This window comes from Rathayibacter sp. VKM Ac-2762 (assembly GCF_009866585.1).
Lineage (GTDB): Bacteria > Actinomycetota > Actinomycetes > Actinomycetales > Microbacteriaceae > Rathayibacter.
In genome coordinates, this window is record NZ_CP047419.1 from 3,404,959 (window position 1) to 3,427,289 (window position 22,331).

Below are 22,331 nucleotides of genomic sequence, written 5' to 3' on the forward strand. Positions count from 1 at the left end.
GGAGGGCTTCCGCACGCACGAACGCCGAAGGGCGGACACCGCGAGGTGCCCGCCCTTCGGCGTGTTCACCGGCCGGAGCCGGTGAGGGGAATTAGCTGGCCGGGGGGGTCAGCACGGTGTCGATGAGGTAGACGGTCGCGTTGGCGGTCTGGACGCCACCGCAGATGACGGACGCGTCGTTGACCTTCAGGTCGTCGCCGGAACCGGTGACGGTGAGGTTGCCACCCTGGACGGTGGCGTGGTCGCCAGCGATCGCGTCAGGGGCGATCTGGCCGGGGACGACGTGGTAGGTCAGGATCGAGGACAGCGTGGCGGCGCCCTCGGGGGTCTTGAGGGAGTCGACGGTCGCGGCGTCGAGCTTGGCGAACGCGTCGTCGACCGGGGCGAAGACGGTGAACTCGCCGCTGTTCAGCGTGTCGACGAGGTTGACGTCGGGGTTGAGGCCACCGGAGACCGCAGCGGTCAGGGTGGTGAGCAGCGGGTTGTTCGACGCGGCGGTCGCGACGGGGTCGAGCGACATGCCCTCGACCGAGCCGGCGCCGTCCGGGACCTGCTCGGCGTAGGCGGCACAGCCGGGACCGACGAGGTTCGCGGCCGGGTCCATGGTCGCCATGGGGGTCGAGGAGGCGGAAGCCGACGAGGTGGCCATCGGGGTCGACATCTCGGTCGCCGCGTCGCTGGCGGCGGTGGTCGAGCCGCTTCCGCTCGAGCAGGCGGTGAGGCCGAGGGCGGCGGTGCCCAGCAGGGCGAATGCGGCGAGGGCGGAACGCTTGGTGGATCGCATGGGATTACTCCTTCGTGAGACGGCCCCCACGTGATGCGGAGGACCTGTTCTGTGTGGACCGTTTCGCGGCCGTTGACATGTGTTCGGAGCCCTCCCTGCGGGGGTTTGGATTTCTTTCGGTGATCTAGGTAACGGCTTCGTAACGGCAGGGAACCGGGACGGCGGGGGGCTGCTCCGCCGCGTCGATTACCCTGGAGACGTCGCGCGCATGCGTCGACGCGACGACGAGAGGACGGGCGAGTGCAGACCCGAGGCGCACGAGTGGCTCGCGGCGTCGCCGCCGCTCTCGCAGCGACCGCCACGGCCGCCGCCTCCCACACGCTCGCGGGCGCCGAGACCCCCGCTCCTGCCGTGCTCGCCCTCGCCGCGGCGTTCGCCGTCGTCGTCTGCGTCCTCCTCTCGGGGCGCCGTCTGTCCCTTCCCCGGCTGACGCTCTCCGTGCTCCTCAGCCAGATCGCGTACCACGGCCTCTTCCTCATCACGGGCAGTGGTGGGGAGGTGAGCGTGGTCGGGACGACGGGCACCGGCGCGCACTTCCACGACGGGTCGACCATCGAGCTGATCGCCGGCGGAGGCGGACACGCGGCTCACGCGCCGGTGATGCTCGTCGCCCACCTCGCTGCGGCTGCCTTCACGATCGCGGCGTTCCGGTACGGCGAGCGCCTCTTCTGGACGCTGGGAGCAGGCCTCCAGCGCGTCGTCGTACGGATCGTCGCCCGCGCGTCCGCGGTCGCGCTCCCGTCGGCACCCGGCGTCTCGATGACGGGCACCCCCGAGCCGCGGGCGCCCCGTTCCCTCGACGCGGTCCTCTCGATCCTCCGGCACCGCGGGCCGCCGCTGCGGGTCCTCCGCGCCGCCTGACGCCCCTCCCGTGCGGGAGCGGCTCCGGTCGGCGCCTCCGCACGCACCGCGGACCCGCGCTGCGTCCAGAACTCCCGGCCCCGCGCCGGATCTCCCCCGAGGACACGACCGTCATGACCCGTTCTTCTTCTTCTTCTTCCTTCTCGCGGCTCCGCCTCGTCGGCAGCGGCGCACTCGTCGCCGCCGGATCGATCGCGCTCGCTGTCGCCGCGCCCACGGCGGCCAGCGCCCACGTGACCGCGGCGGCGAGCAGCACCGCCGCCGGCTCGTACACGGTGGTGACGTTCTCGCTGGCCCACGGCTGCGAGGGCTCGCCGACGACGGGACTCACGATCACGATGCCCGACGGCATCAACTCGGTCAGCCCGACGATCAACCCGAACTGGGACGTCGTGAAGAACGAGGTCGCAATCGCCGACCCGGTCACCGACTCCCACGGGAACACCGCGACCAAGCGGGTCTCGGACGTGGTCTACACGGCGAAGACGCCCCTCGCCGACGGCTACCGCGACACCGTCGCCCTCCAGCTTCAGCTCCCCGAGGACGCAGCCGGCTCCACGCTGGAGTTCCCCGTGCTGCAGACGTGCGAGACCGGCAGCACCGCCTGGGACCAGCCGACCGTCGACGGCCAGGACGAGCCCGAGCTGCCCGCTCCCACCGTCGCGGTGACCGCGGCGGAAGCGGGGTCCGGCCACGGGGGCGGACACGACGACGACGGCGACGGTGACGACGCGGTCGCGACCACCGCCTCGGCGACGACGGCCACGAGCGGCGACGACGTGCTCGCCCGCATCCTCGGAGTCGGCGGGCTCGTCGTCGGCGCGGTCGGCGTGGCCGTCGGGCTCGCCTCCCGCCGCCGCGGACCCCGGGCGTCGGCGTGACCCGTCGGAAGGCCCTCGTCGCCGCTACCGCGATCGGGCTGCTCGGTTCGATCGCGGTGGCGGCGCCCGCGAGCGCGCACAACTACCTCGTCTCGACGACTCCCGCTGCGGACTCGACCGTGACGGAGCAGCCGGGAACGCTGGTGCTGACGACGAACGACGACCTGCTCGTCCTCGGGACAGACGGAACGGCGGCGGCTCTGCGCGTCGTCGGGCCGGACGGGCTCTACTACGGCGACGGCTGCGTCAGCGTCGTCGGGCCGGAAGCGTCGATGCCGCTCGAGCTCGGCGCGGCGGGGGAGTACGAGGTGACCTGGCAGGTCGTGTCGACCGACGGGCACCCCGTGTCGGGCCAGTACGCGTTCGACTGGGCGCCGGTCGACGGGACCGCGCTCGCCGACGGGTCGGACTCGGTCCCGGACTGCAACGGCACCGTCGCGGTCTCAGGAGGACAGGCCGAGTCAGCCGACGAGGCGCAGGCGACGTCCGGATCGGACCCGGCACTCCTCGGGGACGTCCTGTGGATCGGCGGCGCTCTCGCCGCGGTCGCCGCCGCCATCGGAGTGACGCTCCTCGTGCTGCGACGGCGACCCCGCGACTGAGGCTCGTGACCCTCCTGTGACGACGGCCGGTCAGTTCAGGAGGCTCGCGAGGGGCCCTTCACCGAGACCGGTCAGGACGGCCGCCGCGTCCTCGTAGACGGCGACGGCCCCAGCCTCGCGGAGTTCGTGCTCCGAGGTACCGCCGGAGAGGACTCCGACCGTTGCCAGGCCCGCGCGCTCGGCGGCCAGGACGTCCCAGGTCGCGTCGCCGACCATGACGGCGCGGTCGACGGAGACGCCCGCGCGGTCGAGCGCGATCGAGATCAGGTCGGGTGCTGGCTTGGCGGTCGAGACGTCTGCGCCGCTGGTGACAGCGTGGACGGAGCCGCCGAAGTCGAGGACGTCGAGAAGCACGTCCAGCTCGTTCTGCGGTGCCGAGGTGGCGAGGACGACGTGGACGCCTCGACCGACGAGCGTCGCGACGAGCTCGCGAGCTCCCGGGAGTGGAACGATGCGTGCTGTCGTCTCGGCGTAGTTCTTGGTGTGCAGCGACTTCACCAGTGCGCGCTGCTCCTCCTTCACGTCGTCCTCGAGGAGCATGTCGAGCAGCTCCGACGAGTCTGCGCCGATCGCTCGTTGGATGCGCCAGGCGGGGACGACGAGGTCCGCCTGCCAGAAGGCGCGCGACCACGCCTCGGCGTGGAGGAAGTTCGTGTCGGCGAGGGTCCCGTCGATGTCGAAGAGCACCGCCGAGGTCCCCGTCGTCGCGTCTTTCCTGGCCTTCGTTCCTGCCATGTCGCTGCCCCTTTTGTCGCTTCCGCGCCGATCGGCCCGTGCCGTCCACGCTACGCGGGCGCGCCGAAGCGGGCCCGCCCCTTGACCTGCCGGTCCACGCCACCCGACCTGCCCCTTGTCACGGCCCGCCGGTCCCGGTCGGATCGTGTCCGCCCTCCGTCCCGTTCCCCGGCTCCCCGGGCCGGGTGACATGCTGCCGTCCCGTCGGGCTCGTCCAGCGCAGCGTGCCGTCCGGCTCCTGCCGGTGCGTCCACCCCGTGCTGTGGCGGAGCCGGTGGTGGTGTCGGCAGACGTGCGCGAGGTTGTCGGCCGACGTGGTGCCTCCGTGCTGCCAGTCGTTCGTGTGGTCGACGTCCGCGTGGCGGGTGCTGCGGGTGCATCCCGGGAACCGGCAGGTCCCGTCGCGGTGCTGGAGGTGGCGACGCAGGTCCGCCGGCACTCGGTAGGAGTCGCGTCCGACGGAGAGGACCGCTCCGCTCTCCGGATGGGTGAGCAGCCGCGTGAACGAGGGAGCACCTGCTGCGAGACGCCGCGCGGTCTCCGGATCGACGGGTCCGTATCCGTCGAGGACGGCGGGCTGGTCGGAGCGCCCGAGGAGGGTCAGTGCAGGCACGGTCACCGCGACTTCGGCGCGCACTCCCGCAGGCATCGACGTGCCGTCTCCCTCGGCCGATGTCTCCCCGTCGACCAGCAGCGCAGCGGCGATGTCCGCGCGGAGCTGGCCCAGCGTCCGCTCCTCGTCCGGCAGATCCGCGAGGGAGCGGGCGGCCCGGTCGATCCTGTCCATCGCGCCGAGCACATCGGGAGCTGCGGTGTAGAGGTGCAGGATCGCCATCCCGTCGTCGAGGCCCTCCACCCAGAGCGCGCGACGACGGGCGCAGTCCCGATGACGTTCGCTGAGCGTCTGCGGGTGCAGCCGTTCCCGGAGCGACCGGAGGGCGCGTCGCAGCTGGGGCGGCGTGCAGGCTACCGCGATCGTGGCGGCCTCCTCGTCGAAGCGCCCACGGACCTCGGCGGGGACGTCGAGCGCTCCTCGCACCACGAGTCGCGCGTGCTCGGGGGAGAGCGCTCCGTCCGCGAGTGCGCGCAACGTCGCCGGGAGGTCGTTCACCAGCAGGCGTGCCTCGTCGACCAGTGCAGAGGCGTGCGCCTCCGAGACCCGGAGTCCCGTCGCGAGCTCCGCGATCAGCGCCCGGTGCGCCGCCTCCGCCCGATCCACCTGCACCTGGACGTGCTCGCCGACGAGAGCCGCCGGTGCCGCCATCGCGAGGCGGCGTGCCTCCTCGATCGCCCGGTACCGGGATGCCTCGACGGCGGACCGCTCAGCGTGCCGTGAGCCGGCGAGCGCGAGCGCCTCCGTGAGCGCGTCGTCTACTGTCGCCGATTCCTTCATGCCCTGATCTCACCGGACGAAGTCTCGCCGTGGGCCTCGGGAGCGCCGTTTCATCGGACAGCATCGCGAAGAACCGTCTGTGGAGGAGCGTCGCCCCCCTCACACCTTCCGCGGCACCGTGAACACGGTCTCCACTCCCGCCGAGTACAGCACCGAGTCCGGCGCGCGCGTCGCCAGCCCGGGGAAGCCCGCGGCGTCGAGCAGCCCGTCGTCGAGCGCCAGCAGCTCCGCGCGGCGCAGCGGCCACGGCCGGTGCAGGTTGCGGCCGTACCAGGTGGAGCCCAGGTGGCGCTCGTGGTAGGCCCAGCGTGCGGTGAGGAACGAGGCGAGCGGGTCCTCGCCGACCGGGTCGCCCGGGCGGACGACGATCCGGGAGCGGGCGGCCGAGTCCGAGTGCCGGATCGTGTCGTAGATCACCGCGCCGTGGCGGTGCTCGATGCTCATCCGGGCCCAGCGGTAGGGGAGCCCGAACACCGCCTGCGCGGTGAGCACGGGAAGGAGGTGGGAGGCGTCGAGCGAGACGAACACGACTCCGCGTCGTCCCTGCTCGTCGACGGAGTAGAGCCGGACGTTCACCTCGGGGAAGGTGCCGAGCCAGGGCACCCGCGGGCCGCCGAGGAAGGCCGTCCGCGAGAGCCGGAACGGGATCAGGCCCACCCAGGAGGAGCCGTCGTGCTCGTCGGGCCTCGTCCCGGCCGGGAGGTGGGGCGCCACCAGGGCGGGGTCGACCCGCCAGTGCAGGAACGTCGCCTCGGTCCAGCGCTGCTTCAGGATGCGCGGTCCGCCGAGCGCGGGCGCGGAACGGGTGACGGGTTCGACGGATCTCACGCGCCCATCGTGCTCCGGTGTGCTGCGAGCTCGCCCGTGCAGGCGCGCTCAACGGCGTGCGACGAGTGCCTTCAGTGTCTCCAGCACCAGGGCCACCGGTGCGGAGGAGGCGGCGGAGTTGCGCACGACGGCCTCGAGGGAGCGGACGGGCCGGGGACGGACGACGGGCACGGCGCGGACGCCGTCCGGCAGGCGGTGGGCCGCGAGCTCCGGCAGGACGGTCACGCCCATGCCCGCGGCGACGAACGCGGCGGCGGTGATGTGGTCGTTCGCCTGGACGTGGAAGGGCGGCGCGAACCCGGCGGCGGCGCAGGCCTCCACGACGTTCCGGCGGCACCAGCCGGTGGGCAGGTCGTTGTCGACCCAGCGCTCGTTCGCGAGCTCGGCGAGGTCGATCTCGCTCCGGGAGGCGAGCGGATGACCGTCGGGCAGGACGACGAGGTAGGGGTCGTCGAGGAGGTGGTGCGCCGTGAATCCGGGGGCGGTCGGCTCGGAGGAGGCGACGAGGAGCTGCACGTCGGGGCGCGCGCCGAGGTCGTCGTCGAGCTCCTCTCCCAGGCGCAGATCGAGGGTGAGGCCGGGGAACGCGGCGGTCAGCCGGCGGGCGACCTCCGGCATCCAGGCGCTGCCGACGGAGGCGAAGTACGTCACGGAGAGGCGGCCGGAGCGGCCCTCGCGCAGCTCCTCCACCACGGCCTCCGCTTCGGCGAGGCGCTCGAGGACGCGGTCCGCCTGGGCGGCGAGGGCGCGTCCGGCGGGGGTCGGGCGGACGCCGCGGCCCACCCGCTCCAGCAGGGTCAGTCCGGTCTCGCGCTGCAGAGCGGTGAGGTGCTGGCTGACGGCGGAGGGCGTGTAGCCGAGGCCGGAGGCGGCTCCCGCGATCGAGCCGGAGGCGACGACGGAGCGGAGGATGCGGAGCCGGTGCACGTCGAGCATGAGACGACCGTACAGTCCGGCTGAACGATCCGTCAGTGAACGGAACTGGTGCTGAATCCCCGGCAGCGCCACGATGGCCTCATGACCGACGTCTCCTCCTCCGCCCCGCCCTCCACGAGGGACGCCCTCCTGCTGTGGGGCGCGATCGCGGTCACCGTCCTGCTCTGGGCGTCGGCCTTCGTCGGCATCCGCGCCACGACGGAGGACTTCGGCCCGGGCGCGCTGACCCTCGGCCGCATCGTGGTGGGGTCGCTCGCGCTCACGGTGGTGCGCGTCGTCCTCACTGCCCGGAGGCGCCGCTCGGAGGCGGCTCCGGATCCGCGCACGGCGGTCCCGCGCGGGCGCCTCCTCCTGCTCGTGCTGGGCTGGGGGGTCGCCTGGTTCGGGGTCTACAACCTCGCGTTGAACGCTGCGGAGCGGCATGTCGACGCGGGGACGGCGGCGCTGCTGGTGAACATCGCGCCGATGATCACCGCCGTGCTCGCCGGGCTGCTGCTGGGGGAGGGATTCCCCCGCCGTCTCCTCGCCGGGATGCTCGTGGCGCTGACCGGCGTCGCGGTGATCGCGTTCTCCACCTCCACCGGGCAGTTCGACGTGATCGGCGTCGCCCTCGGCCTGGTGGCCGCCGTCGTCTACGGCAGCGCGGCGACCCTCCAGAAGCGCCTGCTGGGCCGGATCGACGCGCCGACGATGACCTGGCTCGGCTGCCTCGCCGGCACGGTCGCGTGCCTGCCCTTCGCACCGGAGCTCGTCGAGGCGCTCGCCGCCGCTCCGCTCTCCTCGATCCTGGCCGTGGTCTACCTCGGGATCTTCCCGACGGCCGTCGCCTTCACGACGTGGGGGTACGTCCTCGCGCGCTCCAGCGCGGGTCGCACCGCGGCGTCCACCTACGCGGTGCCCGCGGTGGTGGTGCTGCTGTCCTGGCTCGTCCTGGCCGAGACCCCGCCGCTCGCCGCGCTGCTCGGAGGCGCGCTCGCCCTGGCCGGAGTCGCGGTGGCGACGCTGCGGAGGCGCCCGAAGGCGGTCTGACCGGCGGCGGACGCTCCTCCACAGCCGCCCGATCGCGTCGAGTCCTCGGACGAGGCGGCTCGCGGGGATCCCGCGGGAGGGCCCGGGATATGCTGGGCGGACGTTCATCCCAGTCGGCGCCGAGCGCCAGGAACGGTGAGGATCCCGATGACCGAGGCCCTGCAGCCGCCCGTCCAGAACGCCCTCTCGCTCACGCCTCCGGAGCCGGTGGCAGCGGTGCCGACCACCTCGGCGCCGTCGATCGCGCCGAAGGTGCCGGAAGCCGCCCTGCCCGGCCTCGAGGCGAAGGTCGACGGCTACCTCGACACGCTCCTGGCGACGGAGTCCCGCAGCCCCGAGTTCGCGACGCGGGCCAACGACATCCGCACGATGGGCGACGCCGACATCCGCTCGGCCGCCGACTCGTCGAACCGGCTGCTGAGCACGCCGGTGCGCGCCCTCCAGGAGGGCGGGCTCTCCGAGGGGTCGACCATCGGCAAGACGCTGCTCGAGCTGCGCCGCACGGTGGAGGATCTGGACCCGTCCGAGGACAACCTGCAGAAGAAGATCCTGGGCTTCATCCCGTTCGGCAACAAGATCACCGACTACTTCCGCCGCTACGAGAGCGCCCAGTCGCACCTGAACGCGATCATCCAGGCCCTGTACGACGGGCAGGACGAGCTGCGGAAGGACAACGCGGCCCTGAATCTCGAGAAGCAGAACCTCTGGGAGACGATGACCCGTCTCAACGAGTACATCTACGTCGCCGAGCGGCTCGATGTGAAGCTCTCGGCGAAGATCGCCGAGCTCGACGCGACCGATCCGGAGCGGGCGAAGGCGCTGCGCGAGGACGTCCTCTTCTACGCGCGCCAGAAGCACCAGGACCTGCTGACCCAGCTGGCCGTGTCGATCCAGGGCTACCTCGCGATCGACGTCGTCATCAAGAACAACGTCGAGCTGATCAAGGGCGTCGACCGCGCGACGACCACGACCGTCTCGGCGCTGCGCACGGCGGTCATCGTGGCGCAGGCGCTCGCCAACCAGCGCCTCGTGCTCGATCAGATCACGGCGCTGAACACCACGACGTCCAACATGATCGAGGCCACCTCGCGCATGCTCGCCGACCAGTCGGCCTCGATCCAGTCGCAGGCCGCCTCGGCCACGGTCGGGCTGCCGCAGCTGCAGGCCGCGTTCGCGAACATCTACCAGACGATGGACTCGATCTCGGACTTCAAGATCAAGGCGCTCGACAGCATGGCCCAGACCGTCGGAGTCCTCCAGACCGAGACGGCGAAGGCCGGCGAGTACGTCGAGCGGGCCCGCCGCAGCAACTCGGACATCGACGCGACGTCCTCGCTCGATCTCGGCCGCTAGCCGATGGGCTGGTTCTCCCGACTGTTCACGGGTGCCCCCGCGGCGCCGGAGGAGACCGCGCCCGCTCTGCCGAGCGTCCCGACGAGCGACGACATCCTCGCGGCGCTCGACAGGGTCGGCACGCGGACGGAGGGCCGGGTTCCCGGCATCGTCGCGGCACGCATCCAGCGGATCGACGAGACGGTCCGCGAGATGGTGCCCCGTCTCGACCGCCTCGGCGGGATGAGCCGTCAGGGCCACACCGTCGTCGCGACCGCGACCAGCTACCTCCCCGAGGCGGTCGAGGGCTACCTCCGCCTGCCGAGGGACTTCGCCGACCGCCGCGCCGTGCACAGGGGGAAGACCTCGCTGATGATCCTCTGCGACCAGCTCGACCTCCTCGGAGGCACGCTCGACCGCATCTCGGACGCCGTCTCGCGGCAGGACGCCTCGGCGCTGATCGCGCACGGGCAGTTCCTGGCCGAGAAGTTCACGGAGTCCTCGCTCTCCCCGAGCGGTCTCGACGCGCCTCCGCAGCCGGGAGGGCCGTCCGGATCCGGCTCGCTGACCCCGCCGAGCGCCTCGTGACCGCGCTCACCCCGGCGCTGGACGCCCTCGTGCTCGCGGGGACGGCCGCCGGCCTCGACGCCGCGGCCGTCCGCGACGAGGGTGCGCGGCTGGCCGCCGCCGTCGCCGAGTCGATCCGCGGCGCCGGACAGGACTGGCTCGCCGCGACCGGCGCGACGGGCGGTCTGGAGGCGTTCTTCACCGCCGCCTCGAGCGGCCGGCGCTGGCGGTCGGGGCCGACCGATCAGCTGGCCGCCCTGGTCGGCGCGGGCTCTCACCACTCCTCCGCCTACGCCCGCGCCCTGACCGAGGTCGTCTCGGCGGCCAGCGCTCTCGGCGACCCGGGCATCGGCGGCATCGCCTCCGCCTCCGCGACCGCCACGGCCCAGCTCTCCGCCGTCCCGGGCGCCCGGGGCGCCGCTCCGACGACGAGCGGAGGAGTACCGCACACGACCGGCCGGACGCCGGACGGTGCCGCGAGCGCCCACCTGCCGACCGGTCTGCCCGCCGGCGTGCCCGGGGTCGACGAGATCCTCGAGCGCCTCCGCCGGACCGAGCACGACGGTCCGCAGGACGAGCCGGCGCCCGCCGCCGCTCCCGCCGCGGAGCCCGCCTCCGAGCCGGAGCCGCTCGACCCGCCGGAGTCCATCGACGACCTGCTCGCCGAGCTCGACGCGCTGATCGGCCTCGACCGGGTGAAGAGCGAGATCAAGCGGCAGACGCAGCTGCTCCGGATCGACACCCTGCGCCAGGCCGCCGGACTCAGCACGCCCACGCTCACCCGCCACCTCGTCTTCACGGGGAACCCCGGCACGGGCAAGACGACGGTGGCGCGGCTGGTCTCGCGGATCTACCGCTCGCTCGGCATCCTCTCGAAGGGCGTGCTCGTCGAGGTCGACCGATCGGAGCTGGTGGCCGGCTACCTCGGGCAGACCGCGACGAAGACCGCGGAGGTCATCGCCTCCGCGCGCGGCGGCGTCCTCTTCATCGACGAGGCCTACGCGCTCGCGCTCGACCAGTACGGCGCGGAGGCGGTCACCACCCTCGTGAAGGACATGGAGGACCACCGCGGCGACCTCGTCGTGATCGTCGCCGGCTACTCCGGGCCGATGCAGGGCTTCCTCGACACGAACCCGGGTCTCGCCAGCCGCTTCTCGACCACGATCGACTTCGCCGACTACTCCGACGACGAGCTCTCGGCGATCTTCGGCCGCCTCGCCGCCTCCGCGGACTTCGAGCCGACGGAGGAGGCGCTCGCCGCGTTCGCGGGCCTCGCCTCGGCGCAGCAGCGCACGGAGGCGTTCGGCAACGGGCGCTGGGTCCGCAACGTCCTCGACGCGGCGATCGCCCGGCACGCCTGGCGCCTCCGCGACGTGGAGGAGCCGACGCTCGACGAGCTGCGCATCCTGCTCCCCGAGGACGTGGTGGAGAGCCCCGAAGCTTCGAGCAGCCCGGACGGAGCCGGCGACGACGACGAGGGCGCGGTCGACGGCTCTGAGGAGGCCTTCGGGCAGGCGGACGCCGCCCCGAGCGGCGCGGCCGTCCCCGTCACCGACGACCCCGAGGAGGAGAGCCGTTGAGCACCGCACCCGCCGCGCCGCCCGCGCAGAGGATCCCCGAGCCGCCCCTCGTCCAGGTCGCCAACCGGCCGGCGCAGCGGAAGCCGTCGCTGCTGGCCCGCGCGACCGCGACCACTCCGGCCACCCTGCGCCTCCTGCTCGCCCTGACGGCGCTGGCCGCCGTGCTGTTCGGCGTGTTCGCGCAGCAGGCCGGAGCGATGCAGGCGCGCGCCGCGACGACGGCCCGGGAGCAGTCGGCGCAGCTCCTCGGCGTGCAGAACGTCCGCACGCTGCTGGTGGACGCCAACGCGATCGCGGCCAACACCTTCCTCGTCGGCGGACTGGAGCCGACCGAGCTGCGGGCGTCGTACGTCTCGAGCCTCACCGGCGCCGCCTCCGCGATCGCCGGGCTCTCGGCCGCCGACTCGGCGGACACCCGGGCCCTCGCCCGGGTCGCCAGCAGCATCACGACCTACAGCGGGCTGATCGAGCAGGCGCGAGCCAACAACCGGCAGGGCTTCCCCGTCGCCTCGGCGTATCTCGACCAGGCGTCGACGGCCCTCTCGGGAGACGGCGGCATCCTCGAGGACCTCGACGGGCTCGTCGACTCCGGCGCCGACCGGGTCGCGGCCGCCTACGACGCCGTCCGCTGGAGCGTCCTGCTCATGATCGGCTCGCTCGTGATGCTGGTCCTCCTCCTGGCGGCGCAGCTCTGGCTCGCCCGCCGCACGCACCGCTACCTCAACCGCCCGCTCGCCACGGGGACCGCCCTCCTGCTGGTCGTCGGCGTCGGCGGGGCGCTCGCCTACGGATCGGTCGCGGCGGACGCGGGGACGGCACGGGTCGAGTCCTACCGCGAGGCGCTCACCGTGTCGAACGCGCTCATCGCCGCGAGCGACGCCAAGTCGCTCGAGAGCTTCACGCTGATCAAGCGCGGCTCCGGCGCCGCCCTCGAGGAGCGCTACACCCAGGCCGTCGACTCCGCCCGGGAGAAGCTCTCGGGCGACCTGCAGGACGAGCTGGCGAGGACGCGGCTCGTCGACGAGTTCGGGCAGTGGCAGTCGTTCCACGAGGAGATCCGCGCCGCGGACGACGCCGGGAACTGGGACCAGGCCGTCCGCGTCGCCACGATCACCGGGAACGGCACGCCGAACGACCTCTTCACCACCTTCTCCGACGACGCCCGCGACGTGGTGCAGGAGAAGGCACTGGCCGCCGCCACCACGCTCGACCGAGGCGCGGAGTTCGCGACCCTCGTCTCGTGGATCCTGCTGGCGGCCGGTCTCGCCGGAGCCGTGTTCGCCTGGCGCGGCATCGCCCAGCGACTGGAGGAGTACCGATGAACCGCCTGCGCGCCGCCGCCCTCGCCCTGGCCACCGCCGCGGCACTCGCCCTCACCGGCTGCACGGCGGGGGCGGACGACCTCGGCACGCCCCTCGCCGCGGCGACCCCGACTCCGACGGCGAGCGCGTCCGCTTCCGCTGCTCCGGCCGCGGCGGACTGCTCGCCCTCGGCGGTCACCTCCTACGCGCCGACCGGTGTGACCGACAGCACCAGGCTCGCGGAGATCCGCGGGCGCGGGACCCTGCGCGTCGGGGTCTCGGCCGACACCCTCCTGATGAGCGCCCGCAACCCGATCACGGGGGCGATCGAGGGCTTCGACGTCGACATCGCCCGCGAGGTCGCCCGGGCGATCCTCGGCAGCGACTCCATCGACTACGTCGTGATCACCTCCGCTCAGCGCCTCCCCGCGCTCACCGGCGGCGACGGCGCCCCGCAGGTCGACATGGTGGCCCGCACCCTCACGATGACCTGCGATCGCTGGAGCTCGATCGCCTTCTCGTCCGAGTACTACGACGCCGGCCTCAAGGTGCTCGTCTCCGACGACCCCGACGGCGTCCCGATCACGGGCATCGGCGACCTCGACGGCGAGAGGGTCTGCGCGCCCAGCGGCACCACGACGCTCAGCCGCCTGCAGAACGACTACCCGGAGGTCGAGGCCGTCGAGGCCGCCACGCACTCGCAGTGCCTCGCCCTCTTCCAGGCAGGAGAGGTCGACGCCATCGCGGGCGACGACACGATCCTCGCGGGCTTCGTGGCGCAGGACCCGTACGCGAAGGTCGTCGGCGACGCCCTGAGCTCGGAGCCCTACGGCCTCGGCCTGCCCGCCGACGACCCCGACTTCGTGCGCTTCGTCAACGCCTCGCTCGAGAGCATCCGCAGCGACGGCCGCTGGCAGAGCATCTACGAGCGCTGGCTCGGGGTCCTCGGCGAGGCCTCGCCGCCGGCCCCGGTGTACGGCCGATGAGCACCGGTCTCGCGGAGGGGACCCCCGTCGCTCCGGGCCGGCTGGGGGAGGCCGCGCCGCAGCGCGAGCTCTTCGAGTACCTCGCCGCTCTCACCCGCTGGCTCCAGCGGACCACGCGCGAGCTCTCGCGGCTGGACGCCGCCGCGCTGGCGTCGCCGCAGGCCGAGAACTACACAGCCGACGTGGTGCTCGCCCAGTCGCTCCGCGAGTCCGTCACCAGGCGCCTCGCCGAGCTCGAGGCGGTCTGGGACTCCGGTCGCGTCGACGTCGTGGCGCGCGAGCGGATGTCGCAGCTGATCTGGGGCCGTCTCGACGCCTCCGGGAGCGGCGCGGTCTCGCTGGTGGAGGCGGTGCGCCTCTGCGACGCGGTCGTCGGCCAGCTGCGCTCCCGGCTCGAGCTCGACCCCAGCGGCACCGACGTCGCCGGGCGGATCGTGGGGGTGCGCGCCGAGATCGAGCGCTGCCGCGACCTCACCCGTGACGGCGGCGGCACGGTCGACCGCGAGCGGGCGGAGCGGGTCGCCGTGCTGCGCTCCCGCCTCGACGCGCTCGCCGAGCGGGCGGGTCGGGGAGCCGACGTGTCGGGGCCGCTCGGCCAGCTCGAGAGCGACTCCGCCCGGCTCGAGCGCGACCTGATCATCGCCGCGTCCGAGCGGCGCGGACTCGAGCGCGACCGCCGTCGGGCGCGCGAGCTGGCGGAGGCGGCCGAGCGACGCGAAGCGCCGCTGCGCGAGCTCGTGGCCCGTTGCCGCCGCGAGATCGCCGACCCGCCGCGGCTGGCCGTGCCCGACGTCTCCCGGCTGGGCGATCCTCCGTCCGACCGCGAGGCGCTCGACGCGCACCTCGCCCGGTTCACCGCCGTCGGCCGCGCGTTCGACGCGGTCGAAGCCGCCTACACCTCGCCGCTGCGCGAACGGGCCGCCCTCGGCTTCCGCCTCCGGGCGCTGCGGGAGCGGGCCGAGGGTAACGGCCGCGCTGCCACCGCCGTCGGCGTCGCGGCCGAGGAGGAGGTGCGCGCCGCCCTCGACGCGGTGCCCTGCTCCGTCCCGCTCGCCCGCCACCTGGTCGAGCAGTACGACGTCGTCACCCGCGACCTCCCGCACCCCGACCCCGCGCACCACCGGAAGGCCACCCCATGAACGGCGCCCCCTGCACCGCGACTCCCGGCTGCACCGGGACGATCGAGGACGGCTACTGCAACGTCTGCGGCCTCCCGCCCGAGGAGGGCGCCGCCGCCTCCGCGCCGACCGCGCGCCGCGCCGCTCCGGCCTCCCCGCCGGCCACCGCCTCCGCCGCCTTCGGCACCGGTTTCGTCGAGGGCACCCCCGGCGCCACGGCACCCGGCCCCGCGGAGGAGTCGGCCACCGCGCGCAGCACGCGCACCTCCTCCGCCCGCCTCGCCACAGCCGCCCTCGGCTCCGCCCGCACGGCGCAGACCGGCTCGAAGGTCACCCGCCGCGTCGGCACCACCTCGACCCGACTGCGCGGCCCGAGGCTCGGCGCCGGGCTCACCACCGTCCCGTCCCGCCCGGCCGCCGACCCGATGGCCGCTCTGATGACCGAGGCGGTCCTCCCCGAGCGCAAGCGCTTCTGCTCGCACTGCGGCACCGCCGTCGGCCGCGGGCGCGACGGTCGGCCCGGCCGCACCGAGGGGTTCTGCCCCAACTGCCGCACGCCGTTCTCGTTCACCCCGCAGCTGGTGAAGGGCGATGTCGTCGGCGGCCAGTACGAGGTCGTCGGCTGCCTGGCCTACGGCGGCCTCGGCTGGATCTACCTCGCGCGCGACCGGAACGTCTCGGGGCGCTGGGTGGTGCTCAAGGGCCTGCTCAACTCCGGCGACCCCGACGCGTACGCCGCGGCCGTCACCGAGCGCCGGTTCCTGGCCGAGGTCGAGCACCCGCTGATCGTCGAGATCTACAACTTCGTCCTGCACGACGGCGCCGGCTACATCGTGATGGAGTACGTCGGCGGGCCGAGCCTCAAGCAGATCCTGAAGGAGCGGCTGGACGCCAACGGCGGCGCCGCGGATCCGCTGCCGGTGGACCAGGCGCTCGCCTTCGTGCTCGAGGTCATGCCCGCCTTCGCCTACCTGCACGACCACGGCCTGCTCTACTGCGACTTCAAGCCGGACAACATGATCCAGGTGGGCGACCAGGTCAAGCTGATCGACCTCGGCGGAGTGCGCCGGATCGACGACGAGGACTCCGCCATCTACGGCACCGTCGGCTACCAGGCTCCGGAGGTCGCCGACCTCGGTCCCTCGGTCGCCTCCGACGTCTACACGATCGGCCGCACGCTGGCCTCGCTGGTGCTCGACTTCCGCGGCAACCAGACGACCTTCGTCGCCTCGCTGCCGCCGGTGTCGGAGACGCCGCTGTTCCAGCGCTACGACTCCTTCTACCGCCTGATCGCGAAGGCGTGCGCTCCCGACCCGCAGGACCGCTTCGCCACGGTGGACGAGATGCGCGGCCAGCTGCTCGGGGTGCTGCGCGAGGTCGTCGCGACCGACCGCGGTCCCGGACACCCCGCGCTGCACTCGACGGAGTCGGCCCTGTTCGAGGCGCCCGTGGCCGACGTGGTCGACCGCGTCCCGCCGTGGGACGCGCTGCCGGCGCTCCGCCGCGACGAGTCCGATCCCGCCCGGTCGTGGCTCGCGGGCGTGAACGTCGCCGACCCGATCGTGCGCCTGCGCGCTCTCGCGCTCGCGCCCACCGTGACGGTCGAGGTGCGGCTCGCCCGCGCCCGGGCGGCGATCGAGGCGCAGCGCTGGGAGGAGGCGGCCCGCGCGACGGGCGAGATCCTCACGGAGGACCCGTGGGAGTGGCGGGCGGTCTGGATGAGCGGTCTCGCGCAGCTCGCGCGCGGCGACGACATCGGGGCCCGCGCCTCCTTCAACACCGTCTACGGGCAGGTCCCCGGCGAGCTCGCCCCGAAGCTCGCGCTCGCCGCGGCGTGCGAGGCGAGCGGTGAGCCCGAGGTCGCCGAGTCCCTCTACGTGATCTGCGCCCGCGCCGACGCGAACTACACGGCACCCGCCGCCTTCGGTCTCGCGCGGGTGCGGCAGCTGCGCTCCGACCTCGACGGGGCGCTCGACGCGCTCGACATCGTCGCGCCCACGCGCTCCTCCTACTCCGACGCGCGCCGCCGCCGGGCGGAGCTGCTGGCGGAGTCGGGCCGCGGGCTGCCCGCGCTCTCGGCCGCCCTCGCGAGCGTCGACTCCGTGTCGATCGATCAGCGGACCCGCCTCGAGCTCACGACCCAGGTCCTCGCCTCCGCCCTCGAGCTGGTGCGGCGCGACGGCCCGGCCGAGGGAGCGACCCTCGGCGGGGTCGAGGCGAACGAGGCCGCCATCCGCGACGGCCTCGAGGCCTCCTACCGCGCGCTCGCCGCCTCCACTCGCGAGCGCGACGAGCGCCTGCGCCTCGTCGACCGGGCCAACGAGGTCCGACGCTGGACGCTGACATGAGCGGCGCGCTGTCGACTCCCTGCCCGAACTGCGGCGAGCCGGTCACGACGGGCGACGCGTTCTGCGAGGCCTGCGGGACGCCGCTGATCGTCGCGGCCACCCCCTCCGCTCCGCCCGTCGCCGTCGGAGGATCCGCCGCCTGCGTCTACTGCGGGGGAGCGGTCGCCGAGGACGGCTACTGCGAGCAGTGCGGACGCCCCGCTCCGACCGAGCGCGAGCACTGGGCCGAAGCGCCGCACCCGCTGGTCGGCGGCGTCTGCGACCGCGGGCTCCGGCACCCGGCCAACGAGGACGCGATGGCGCTCGGGGCGACCACCGGCGCCGACGGCTCTCTGAGGACGGCGCTGCTCGTGGTCTGCGACGGGGTCTCCTCGACCCCCGACTCCGACAAGGCGTCGCTCGCCGCGGCCCGTGCGGCACTCAGCGCGCTGCAGGCCGAGGTCGGCGGGGAGAGCGCGGGAGCGGACCGCTGGCGCGCGCTGCTGCAGATGGCCACCGCGCGCGCCTCCGGAGCGATCGACGCGGCCGTGCCCGAGAAGCGGTCGAATCCGCCCTCGTGCACCTTCACCGCGGCGGTGCTGGACGGCGCGCTGCTCGTCACGGGCAACGTGGGCGACAGCCGCAGCTACTGGATGCCGGACGCGGGCGAGCCGCGGCAGCTCACGGTCGACGATTCGTGGGCGCAGGAGCAGATCGCCTCGGGAGTGCCGCGGGAGCAGGCCGAGACGGCGCCCGACGCTCACGCCATCACCCGCTGGCTCGGCGCCGACGCGCACGACGAGGAGCCGCGGGTCGCCTCCGAGGAGCTGACCGAGCCGGGCTGGGTGCTGGTCTGCTCCGACGGGCTCTGGAACTACGCGTCCGCCGCCGAGGACCTCGCGCGCGTGCTGCGCGAGGCGCAGGAGAGGGTGGGCGCGGATCCGGTCACGCTCGCGGAGGCGCTGGTCGCCTGGGCGAACGAGCGCGGCGGGCACGACAACATCACGGCCGCGCTGGCGCGGTTCGACCCGGCGGGTGCGGCGGAGACTGCGGCTGAAGCGTCCGCTGCCGAGGTGAACGGTGAGGAGACCGGTACAGCCGAGCAGGATGCCGCCGACTCCGGTGCCGATCCCGACGGTGCGGAGCCGGACGCCGCGGAGCCGGACGCTGCCGGCGCCGGCGCCGCCGACCTCGGCGCTGCGGGCCCGAGCGCGGCCGAACCCGATGCTGCGGACCCGAGCGCGGCCGACCCCGCCGCCTCGAGCCCCGATTCGGCGACGCCCTCGCCCGACGCCTCCCGTCCCACCGACTGAGCGCGCCGATCCGTCCAGACCACCCCTCCACCGCTGGACGGATCGGCACCCCCGCGGCCGTGGTCACGCCCCTACAGTCGTCGCCATGAGCATCGCCGAGCCCGCCACCGCCCTGTCCGTCGTCGGCCACTGGATCGACGGGGCTCCCTCCGACTCCTCGTCCGGCCGCACCGCTCCCGTCTACGACCCGGCGCTGGGAGTCGCGACCAAGGAGGTCGCGCTCGCCGACTCCGCCGAGGTGGACGCCGCCGTCGCCTCCGCGAAGGCCGCCTTCCCCGCTTGGCGCGACACGTCGCTCGCGAAGCGGCAGCAGATCGTCTTTCGCTTCCGCGAGCTCCTCGAGGCGAAGAAGCAGGAGCTCGCCGAGCTGATCACGTCGGAGCACGGCAAGGTCGTCTCGGACGCGCTCGGCGAGATCACCCGAGGCCAGGAGGTCGTGGAGTTCGCGACGGGCCTCGCGCACCACCTCAAGGGCGAGTACTCGGAGCAGGTCTCCACGGGCGTCGACGTCTACTCGACCAAGCAGCCGCTCGGCGTGGTCGGGATCATCTCTCCCTTCAACTTCCCGGCGATGGTGCCGATGTGGTTCTTCCCCATCGCCATCGCCGCCGGCAACACCGTCGTGGTGAAGCCCTCCGAGAAGGACCCGTCCCCGGCGATCTGGCTCGGCGCCCTCTGGAAGGAGGCCGGCCTCCCCGACGGCGTCTACACGGTGCTCAACGGCGACAAGCAGGCCGTCGACGGGCTGCTCGAGCACCCCGACGTCCGCTCGATCTCGTTCGTCGGCTCGACCCCGATCGCGCAGTACGTCTACGAGACGGGCACGAAGCACGGCAAGCGGGTGCAGGCGTTGGGTGGGGCGAAGAACCACATGCTGGTGCTCCCCGACGCGGACCTGGACCTCGTCGCCGATTCCGCCATCAACGCCGGCTTCGGCTCGGCGGGCGAGCGGTGCATGGCGATCTCGGTCGTCGTCGCGGTCGAGCCCGTCGCCGACGAGCTCATCACCAGGATCCAGGAGCGGGCCGCGACCCTGCGCACCGGCGACGGACGCCGCGGCTGCGACATGGGCCCGCTCATCACCGAGGCGCACCGTGACAAGGTCGCCTCCTACATCGCGATCGCGGAGGAGGACGGCGCGGAGGTCGTCATCGACGGGCGCGGGATCGAGGTGGACGGCGACGCGAACGGGTTCTGGCTCGGCCCGACCCTGCTCGACAAGGTCCCCACGACCTCCCGCGCGTACGCGGAGGAGATCTTCGGACCGGTGCTCTCCATCGTCCGCGTCGCCTCCTACGAGGAGGGCGTCGCACTGATCAACAACGGCGCGTTCGGCAACGGCACGGCCATCTTCACCAACGACGGAGGAGCGGCCCGCCGCTTCCAGAACGAGGTCGAGGTCGGCATGATCGGCATCAACGTCCCCATCCCCGTCCCCGTCGCCACGTTCTCCTTCGGCGGATGGAAGGCGTCCCTCTTCGGCGACACCAAGGCCCATGGAGCAGAAGGCGTCCGCTTCTTCACCCAGCAGAAGGCCATCACCAGCCGCTGGCTCGACCCCTCCCACGGCGGCATCAACCTCGGGTTCCCGCAGAATTCATAGGCTCTCTCCTCCTTCGTCGTCGATCGCCCGCAGTCGGCCTGGGAGGGTGGTCGCGTCTCGCAGAGCGTCCTGCGTTCCGCGCACGTCGATCCGCTGGAACGCGGATCGCCGGTTGCGCTCCGCGGTGCTCGTGAGGCTCTCTCCTCCTGGCGTCGTCGATCGCCCGCAGTCGCGGCGCTGGTGAGCCTCTCTCCTCCTTCGTCGTCGATCGCCCGCAGTCGGCGTGGGAGGGTGGTTCCGTTCTCGAGGGCGTCGAACGTTCCGCGCACGTCGATCCGCTGGAACACGGATCGCCGGTTGCGCTCCGCGCCGGCGGGAAGCGCTCGGTCGACCGGAGAGACTCCTGAGCACGGCTGAGCGCAACCGGCGATCCGCGTGGGAGCGGATCGTCGTGCGCGGTACGCGACCCGCTCTTCCCATCGTTCCCGCGTTCTGAGGCCGACCGCGGCCGATCGACGACGTAGGAGGAGAGAGGCTCTTGAGCACCGCGCAACCGTCGATCCGCGTGGGAGCGGATCGTCGTGCGCGGTACGCGACCCGCTCTTCCCAGCGCGACCCTCCTCCCCGGCCGACCGCGGCCGATCGACGACGCAGGAGGAGATCGGCTATGAGTGCAGCCGCAGCGCCGTCCAGAGCTCGGTGCGGGCGGAGACGTCGTCGAGGTCGAGGCCGAGGGCGCGCTCGACGGCGGTGATGCGGTTGCGGAGGGTGTGACGGTGCACGCCGAGGTCGCGGGCGGCGGGCTCCCAGGCGCCGTTGCGGCGGAGCCAGACGCGGGCGCTCTCGAGCAGCACGGCTCCCTCCGGGGTCAGCAGCGGTGCGAGCATCCGGCGGGCGAGCGGTGCGGCTCCGGCGGCGGCGAGGAGCCCGATCAGCCCCTCTGCTGCGACGTCCTCGAAGCGGACCACCGTCCCGTCTCCCGTCCGCTCGGCGGCGCGCCGCGCCTCCTCGAGGCCCCGGTCCAGGTCCGACCAGCCGATCGGGGCGGAGGCGCCGGCGCTCGCGCCGTGCCGCTCCAGCACGGCGGTCAGCGGCTCGAGTCCGTCGGCGGCGGCCACGGCGACGAGCGAGCCGTCCCTCTCGGCGAAGAACAGGCATGCGCCGTCCTCCTCCGCCACGACCTCCAGCTCGTCGAGGAGCGAGTCGCCGTGCACGGGCGCGCTCAGCACGACCACCCGCACGGGCTCGGCGGGCAGCGGGCTCCCCAGGCGCCGTGCGGTGCTCTCGGCGACGTCGAAGGCTCCCGCGGCCAGCAGCTCGAGCAGTCCGGAGCGCAGCTGCCGACGGGAGGAGTCCAGCGCGCGCCGCTGCTCCAGCGCGATGCTCGCCAGGGCGATGACGCTCGCGACCAGGTCGCTGCCCGCCGGGTCCAGCGGCGTGCCCGTGCCCACGGCGAGCACCCCGCGCAGGTGGTCGCGGCGCCCGATCGTCTGCAGCGTCACTCCGCCGCCGTCGTCGAGCCGGAGTCCCGCTCGGCTGCCGCGGGTCAGCGCGTGCCTCGCGGCCGCGGCGACCGCCTCCTCCGCCGGCACGTCGAGCCGGGTGGGCAGGTGCACCCTCTGCCCGGCCGCGTCGTAGAGGGCGACCCAGCAGTCCAGCTGCCGCTCCAGCTCGGTGAGGATCGCCGCGAGCCCGTCCGGCCGCAGCGCCGCGCGGGCGACCCGCCGCTGCGCCTCGAGCGACCACTCCAGCCGCTCGCGCTGCTCCCGCGAGATCACGTCGGCGACGAAGCGGATGATCCCCATGAACGGAGTCAGGTCCGCCACCTCCAGCAGCGGCAGGCCCTGACGCTCGCACGCCGTGACGAGAGCGGCGGGCACCTCGTCGTGCACGATGCGGGTGGCGAAGCCGAGCGCGCGGATGCCGCGGCCGCGCAGCCGGGCGACGTACTCCTCCGAGAACTCGGCGCTGTCGTGCCCGGTGAAGTGGACGCCGTCGGTCAGCAGCAGCTGCCCCGACTCGAGCCAGGGCGTCGGATCGACGAGGTCCGAGGAGTGCGCCCACACCAGAGGGGCGTCGAGGTCGGCCTCGTCGTGGACGCCGGCGAGCACGCGGAGGCGGAAGGCCGGTTCGGCCAGAAGATCGCGGACGGTCGCGGGCATGCGCAGCTCCCTTCGACGTTCCGTCCATCGTAGGGTCCGCGGATCGACGGATC

Annotated in this window: 19 protein-coding genes; 13 read left to right on the plus strand and 6 right to left on the minus strand. The window is 73.6% G+C overall.

The features are described 5' to 3' along the window. Positions 1-91 precede the first annotated feature (91 nt). A complete protein-coding gene (locus tag GTU71_RS16000; RefSeq protein ID WP_104223824.1) occupies positions 92-784 on the minus strand; it encodes a fasciclin domain-containing protein in 693 nt (230 codons plus the stop codon). A gap of 261 nt (positions 785-1,045) precedes the next feature. Here GTU71_RS16000 and GTU71_RS16005 point away from each other — a divergent pair, with 261 nt between their 5' ends. From GTU71_RS16005 to GTU71_RS16015, 3 genes are all read left to right on the plus strand, one after another. After that, positions 1,046-1,645 carry a hypothetical protein gene (locus GTU71_RS16005; protein ID WP_159941017.1) on the plus strand — a complete coding sequence of 200 codons (600 nt, stop codon included), beginning with the start codon at positions 1,046-1,048 and terminating at the stop codon, positions 1,643-1,645. A 113-nt stretch (positions 1,646-1,758) separates the two neighbouring features. Then, positions 1,759-2,526 (plus strand): YcnI family protein, encoded by a 768-nt coding sequence (locus GTU71_RS16010; protein WP_104267143.1) that lies wholly within the window; start codon positions 1,759-1,761, stop codon positions 2,524-2,526. Then, complete coding sequence (locus GTU71_RS16015; protein WP_159941019.1) at positions 2,523-3,128, plus strand: copper resistance CopC family protein; 606 nt, start codon at positions 2,523-2,525, stop codon at positions 3,126-3,128. Before GTU71_RS16010 ends, GTU71_RS16015 begins: the two co-directional genes overlap by 4 nt. A 30-nt stretch (positions 3,129-3,158) precedes the next feature. Here the strand turns inward: GTU71_RS16015 and GTU71_RS16020 are convergent, their stop codons facing one another. From GTU71_RS16020 to GTU71_RS16035, 4 genes are all read right to left on the minus strand, one after another. Then, entirely contained in the window at positions 3,159-3,863 is a 705-nt protein-coding gene (locus tag GTU71_RS16020) for an HAD family hydrolase (RefSeq protein ID WP_159941021.1), read from the minus strand. 118 nt (positions 3,864-3,981) lie between these two features. Beyond that, positions 3,982-5,256, minus strand: coding sequence for an HNH endonuclease signature motif containing protein (locus GTU71_RS16025; protein WP_159941023.1), 1,275 nt, complete (start codon positions 5,254-5,256; stop codon positions 3,982-3,984). Positions 5,257-5,355: 99 nt separating this feature from the next. Continuing rightward, positions 5,356-6,084 (minus strand): DUF2071 domain-containing protein, encoded by a 729-nt coding sequence (locus GTU71_RS16030; protein WP_104226183.1) that lies wholly within the window; start codon positions 6,082-6,084, stop codon positions 5,356-5,358. A 48-nt stretch (positions 6,085-6,132) separates the two neighbouring features. Continuing rightward, a complete protein-coding gene (locus tag GTU71_RS16035) occupies positions 6,133-7,020 on the minus strand; it encodes a LysR family transcriptional regulator (protein ID WP_159941025.1) in 888 nt (295 codons plus the stop codon). Positions 7,021-7,101: 81 nt separating this feature from the next. Here GTU71_RS16035 and GTU71_RS16040 point away from each other — a divergent pair, with 81 nt between their 5' ends. The 10 genes from GTU71_RS16040 (at position 7,102) to GTU71_RS16085 (ending at position 20,176) form a co-directional block, all read left to right on the plus strand. Beyond that, positions 7,102-8,049 carry a DMT family transporter gene (locus tag GTU71_RS16040; RefSeq protein ID WP_159941027.1) on the plus strand — a complete coding sequence of 316 codons (948 nt, stop codon included), beginning with the start codon at positions 7,102-7,104 and terminating at the stop codon, positions 8,047-8,049. Positions 8,050-8,196: 147 nt separating this feature from the next. Next, a complete protein-coding gene (locus GTU71_RS16045; RefSeq protein ID WP_104223833.1) occupies positions 8,197-9,402 on the plus strand; it encodes a toxic anion resistance protein in 1,206 nt (401 codons plus the stop codon). Positions 9,403-9,405: 3 nt separating this feature from the next. Then, the gene (locus GTU71_RS16050; RefSeq protein ID WP_244230590.1) at positions 9,406-9,969 is read left to right on the plus strand and encodes a hypothetical protein; all 564 of its coding nucleotides are present in this window, start codon (positions 9,406-9,408) and stop codon (positions 9,967-9,969) included. Continuing rightward, positions 9,966-11,528, plus strand: coding sequence for an AAA family ATPase (locus GTU71_RS16055; RefSeq protein ID WP_159941029.1), 1,563 nt, complete (start codon positions 9,966-9,968; stop codon positions 11,526-11,528). Before GTU71_RS16050 ends, GTU71_RS16055 begins: the two co-directional genes overlap by 4 nt. Then, a complete protein-coding gene (locus tag GTU71_RS16060; protein WP_104223835.1) occupies positions 11,525-12,850 on the plus strand; it encodes a hypothetical protein in 1,326 nt (441 codons plus the stop codon). Before GTU71_RS16055 ends, GTU71_RS16060 begins: the two co-directional genes overlap by 4 nt. Continuing rightward, positions 12,847-13,815 (plus strand): glutamate ABC transporter substrate-binding protein, encoded by a 969-nt coding sequence (locus GTU71_RS16065; protein WP_159941031.1) that lies wholly within the window; start codon positions 12,847-12,849, stop codon positions 13,813-13,815. The genes GTU71_RS16060 and GTU71_RS16065 overlap by 4 nt, the downstream gene beginning before the upstream one ends. Continuing rightward, positions 13,812-14,954 (plus strand): hypothetical protein, encoded by a 1,143-nt coding sequence (locus GTU71_RS16070; RefSeq protein WP_159941033.1) that lies wholly within the window; start codon positions 13,812-13,814, stop codon positions 14,952-14,954. The genes GTU71_RS16065 and GTU71_RS16070 overlap by 4 nt, the downstream gene beginning before the upstream one ends. After that, on the plus strand, positions 14,951-17,281 hold the full coding sequence (locus tag GTU71_RS16075) for a serine/threonine-protein kinase (protein WP_104349237.1): 2,331 nt from the start codon (positions 14,951-14,953) through the stop codon (positions 17,279-17,281). Before GTU71_RS16070 ends, GTU71_RS16075 begins: the two co-directional genes overlap by 4 nt. Next, positions 17,278-18,573: a PP2C family serine/threonine-protein phosphatase gene (locus GTU71_RS16080; RefSeq protein ID WP_159941035.1), complete on the plus strand. Its 1,296-nt coding sequence runs from the start codon at positions 17,278-17,280 to the stop codon at positions 18,571-18,573. Before GTU71_RS16075 ends, GTU71_RS16080 begins: the two co-directional genes overlap by 4 nt. Before the next feature lie 85 nt (positions 18,574-18,658). Next, positions 18,659-20,176, plus strand: a complete 1,518-nt coding sequence (locus GTU71_RS16085) for a CoA-acylating methylmalonate-semialdehyde dehydrogenase (RefSeq protein ID WP_159941037.1) — start codon at positions 18,659-18,661, stop codon at positions 20,174-20,176. 605 nt (positions 20,177-20,781) lie between these two features. Here GTU71_RS16085 and GTU71_RS16090 read toward each other — a convergent pair. Continuing rightward, positions 20,782-22,278: a PucR family transcriptional regulator gene (locus tag GTU71_RS16090; RefSeq protein WP_159941039.1), complete on the minus strand. Its 1,497-nt coding sequence runs from the start codon at positions 22,276-22,278 to the stop codon at positions 20,782-20,784. Positions 22,279-22,331: the final 53 nt, after the last annotated feature.

Bases quoted from the DNA above. Each gene is read 5' to 3' on its own strand.
- GTU71_RS16085 (WP_159941037.1), top strand. From the start codon at position 18,659: ATGAGCATCGCCGAGCCCGCCACCGCCCTGTCCGTCGTCGGCCACTGG.
- GTU71_RS16045 (WP_104223833.1), top strand. From the start codon at position 8,197: ATGACCGAGGCCCTGCAGCCGCCCGTCCAGAACGCCCTCTCGCTCACG.
- GTU71_RS16040 (WP_159941027.1), top strand. From the start codon at position 7,102: ATGACCGACGTCTCCTCCTCCGCCCCGCCCTCCACGAGGGACGCCCTC.
- GTU71_RS16090 (WP_159941039.1), bottom strand. From the start codon at position 22,278: ATGCCCGCGACCGTCCGCGATCTTCTGGCCGAACCGGCCTTCCGCCTC.
- GTU71_RS16050 (WP_244230590.1), top strand. From the start codon at position 9,406: ATGGGCTGGTTCTCCCGACTGTTCACGGGTGCCCCCGCGGCGCCGGAG.
- GTU71_RS16065 (WP_159941031.1), top strand. From the start codon at position 12,847: ATGAACCGCCTGCGCGCCGCCGCCCTCGCCCTGGCCACCGCCGCGGCA.
- GTU71_RS16075 (WP_104349237.1), top strand. From the start codon at position 14,951: ATGAACGGCGCCCCCTGCACCGCGACTCCCGGCTGCACCGGGACGATC.
- GTU71_RS16025 (WP_159941023.1), bottom strand. From the start codon at position 5,256: ATGAAGGAATCGGCGACAGTAGACGACGCGCTCACGGAGGCGCTCGCG.
- GTU71_RS16080 (WP_159941035.1), top strand. From the start codon at position 17,278: ATGAGCGGCGCGCTGTCGACTCCCTGCCCGAACTGCGGCGAGCCGGTC.
- GTU71_RS16020 (WP_159941021.1), bottom strand. From the start codon at position 3,863: ATGGCAGGAACGAAGGCCAGGAAAGACGCGACGACGGGGACCTCGGCG.
- GTU71_RS16070 (WP_159941033.1), top strand. From the start codon at position 13,812: ATGAGCACCGGTCTCGCGGAGGGGACCCCCGTCGCTCCGGGCCGGCTG.
- GTU71_RS16000 (WP_104223824.1), bottom strand. From the start codon at position 784: ATGCGATCCACCAAGCGTTCCGCCCTCGCCGCATTCGCCCTGCTGGGC.
- GTU71_RS16035 (WP_159941025.1), bottom strand. From the start codon at position 7,020: ATGCTCGACGTGCACCGGCTCCGCATCCTCCGCTCCGTCGTCGCCTCC.
- GTU71_RS16010 (WP_104267143.1), top strand. From the start codon at position 1,759: ATGACCCGTTCTTCTTCTTCTTCTTCCTTCTCGCGGCTCCGCCTCGTC.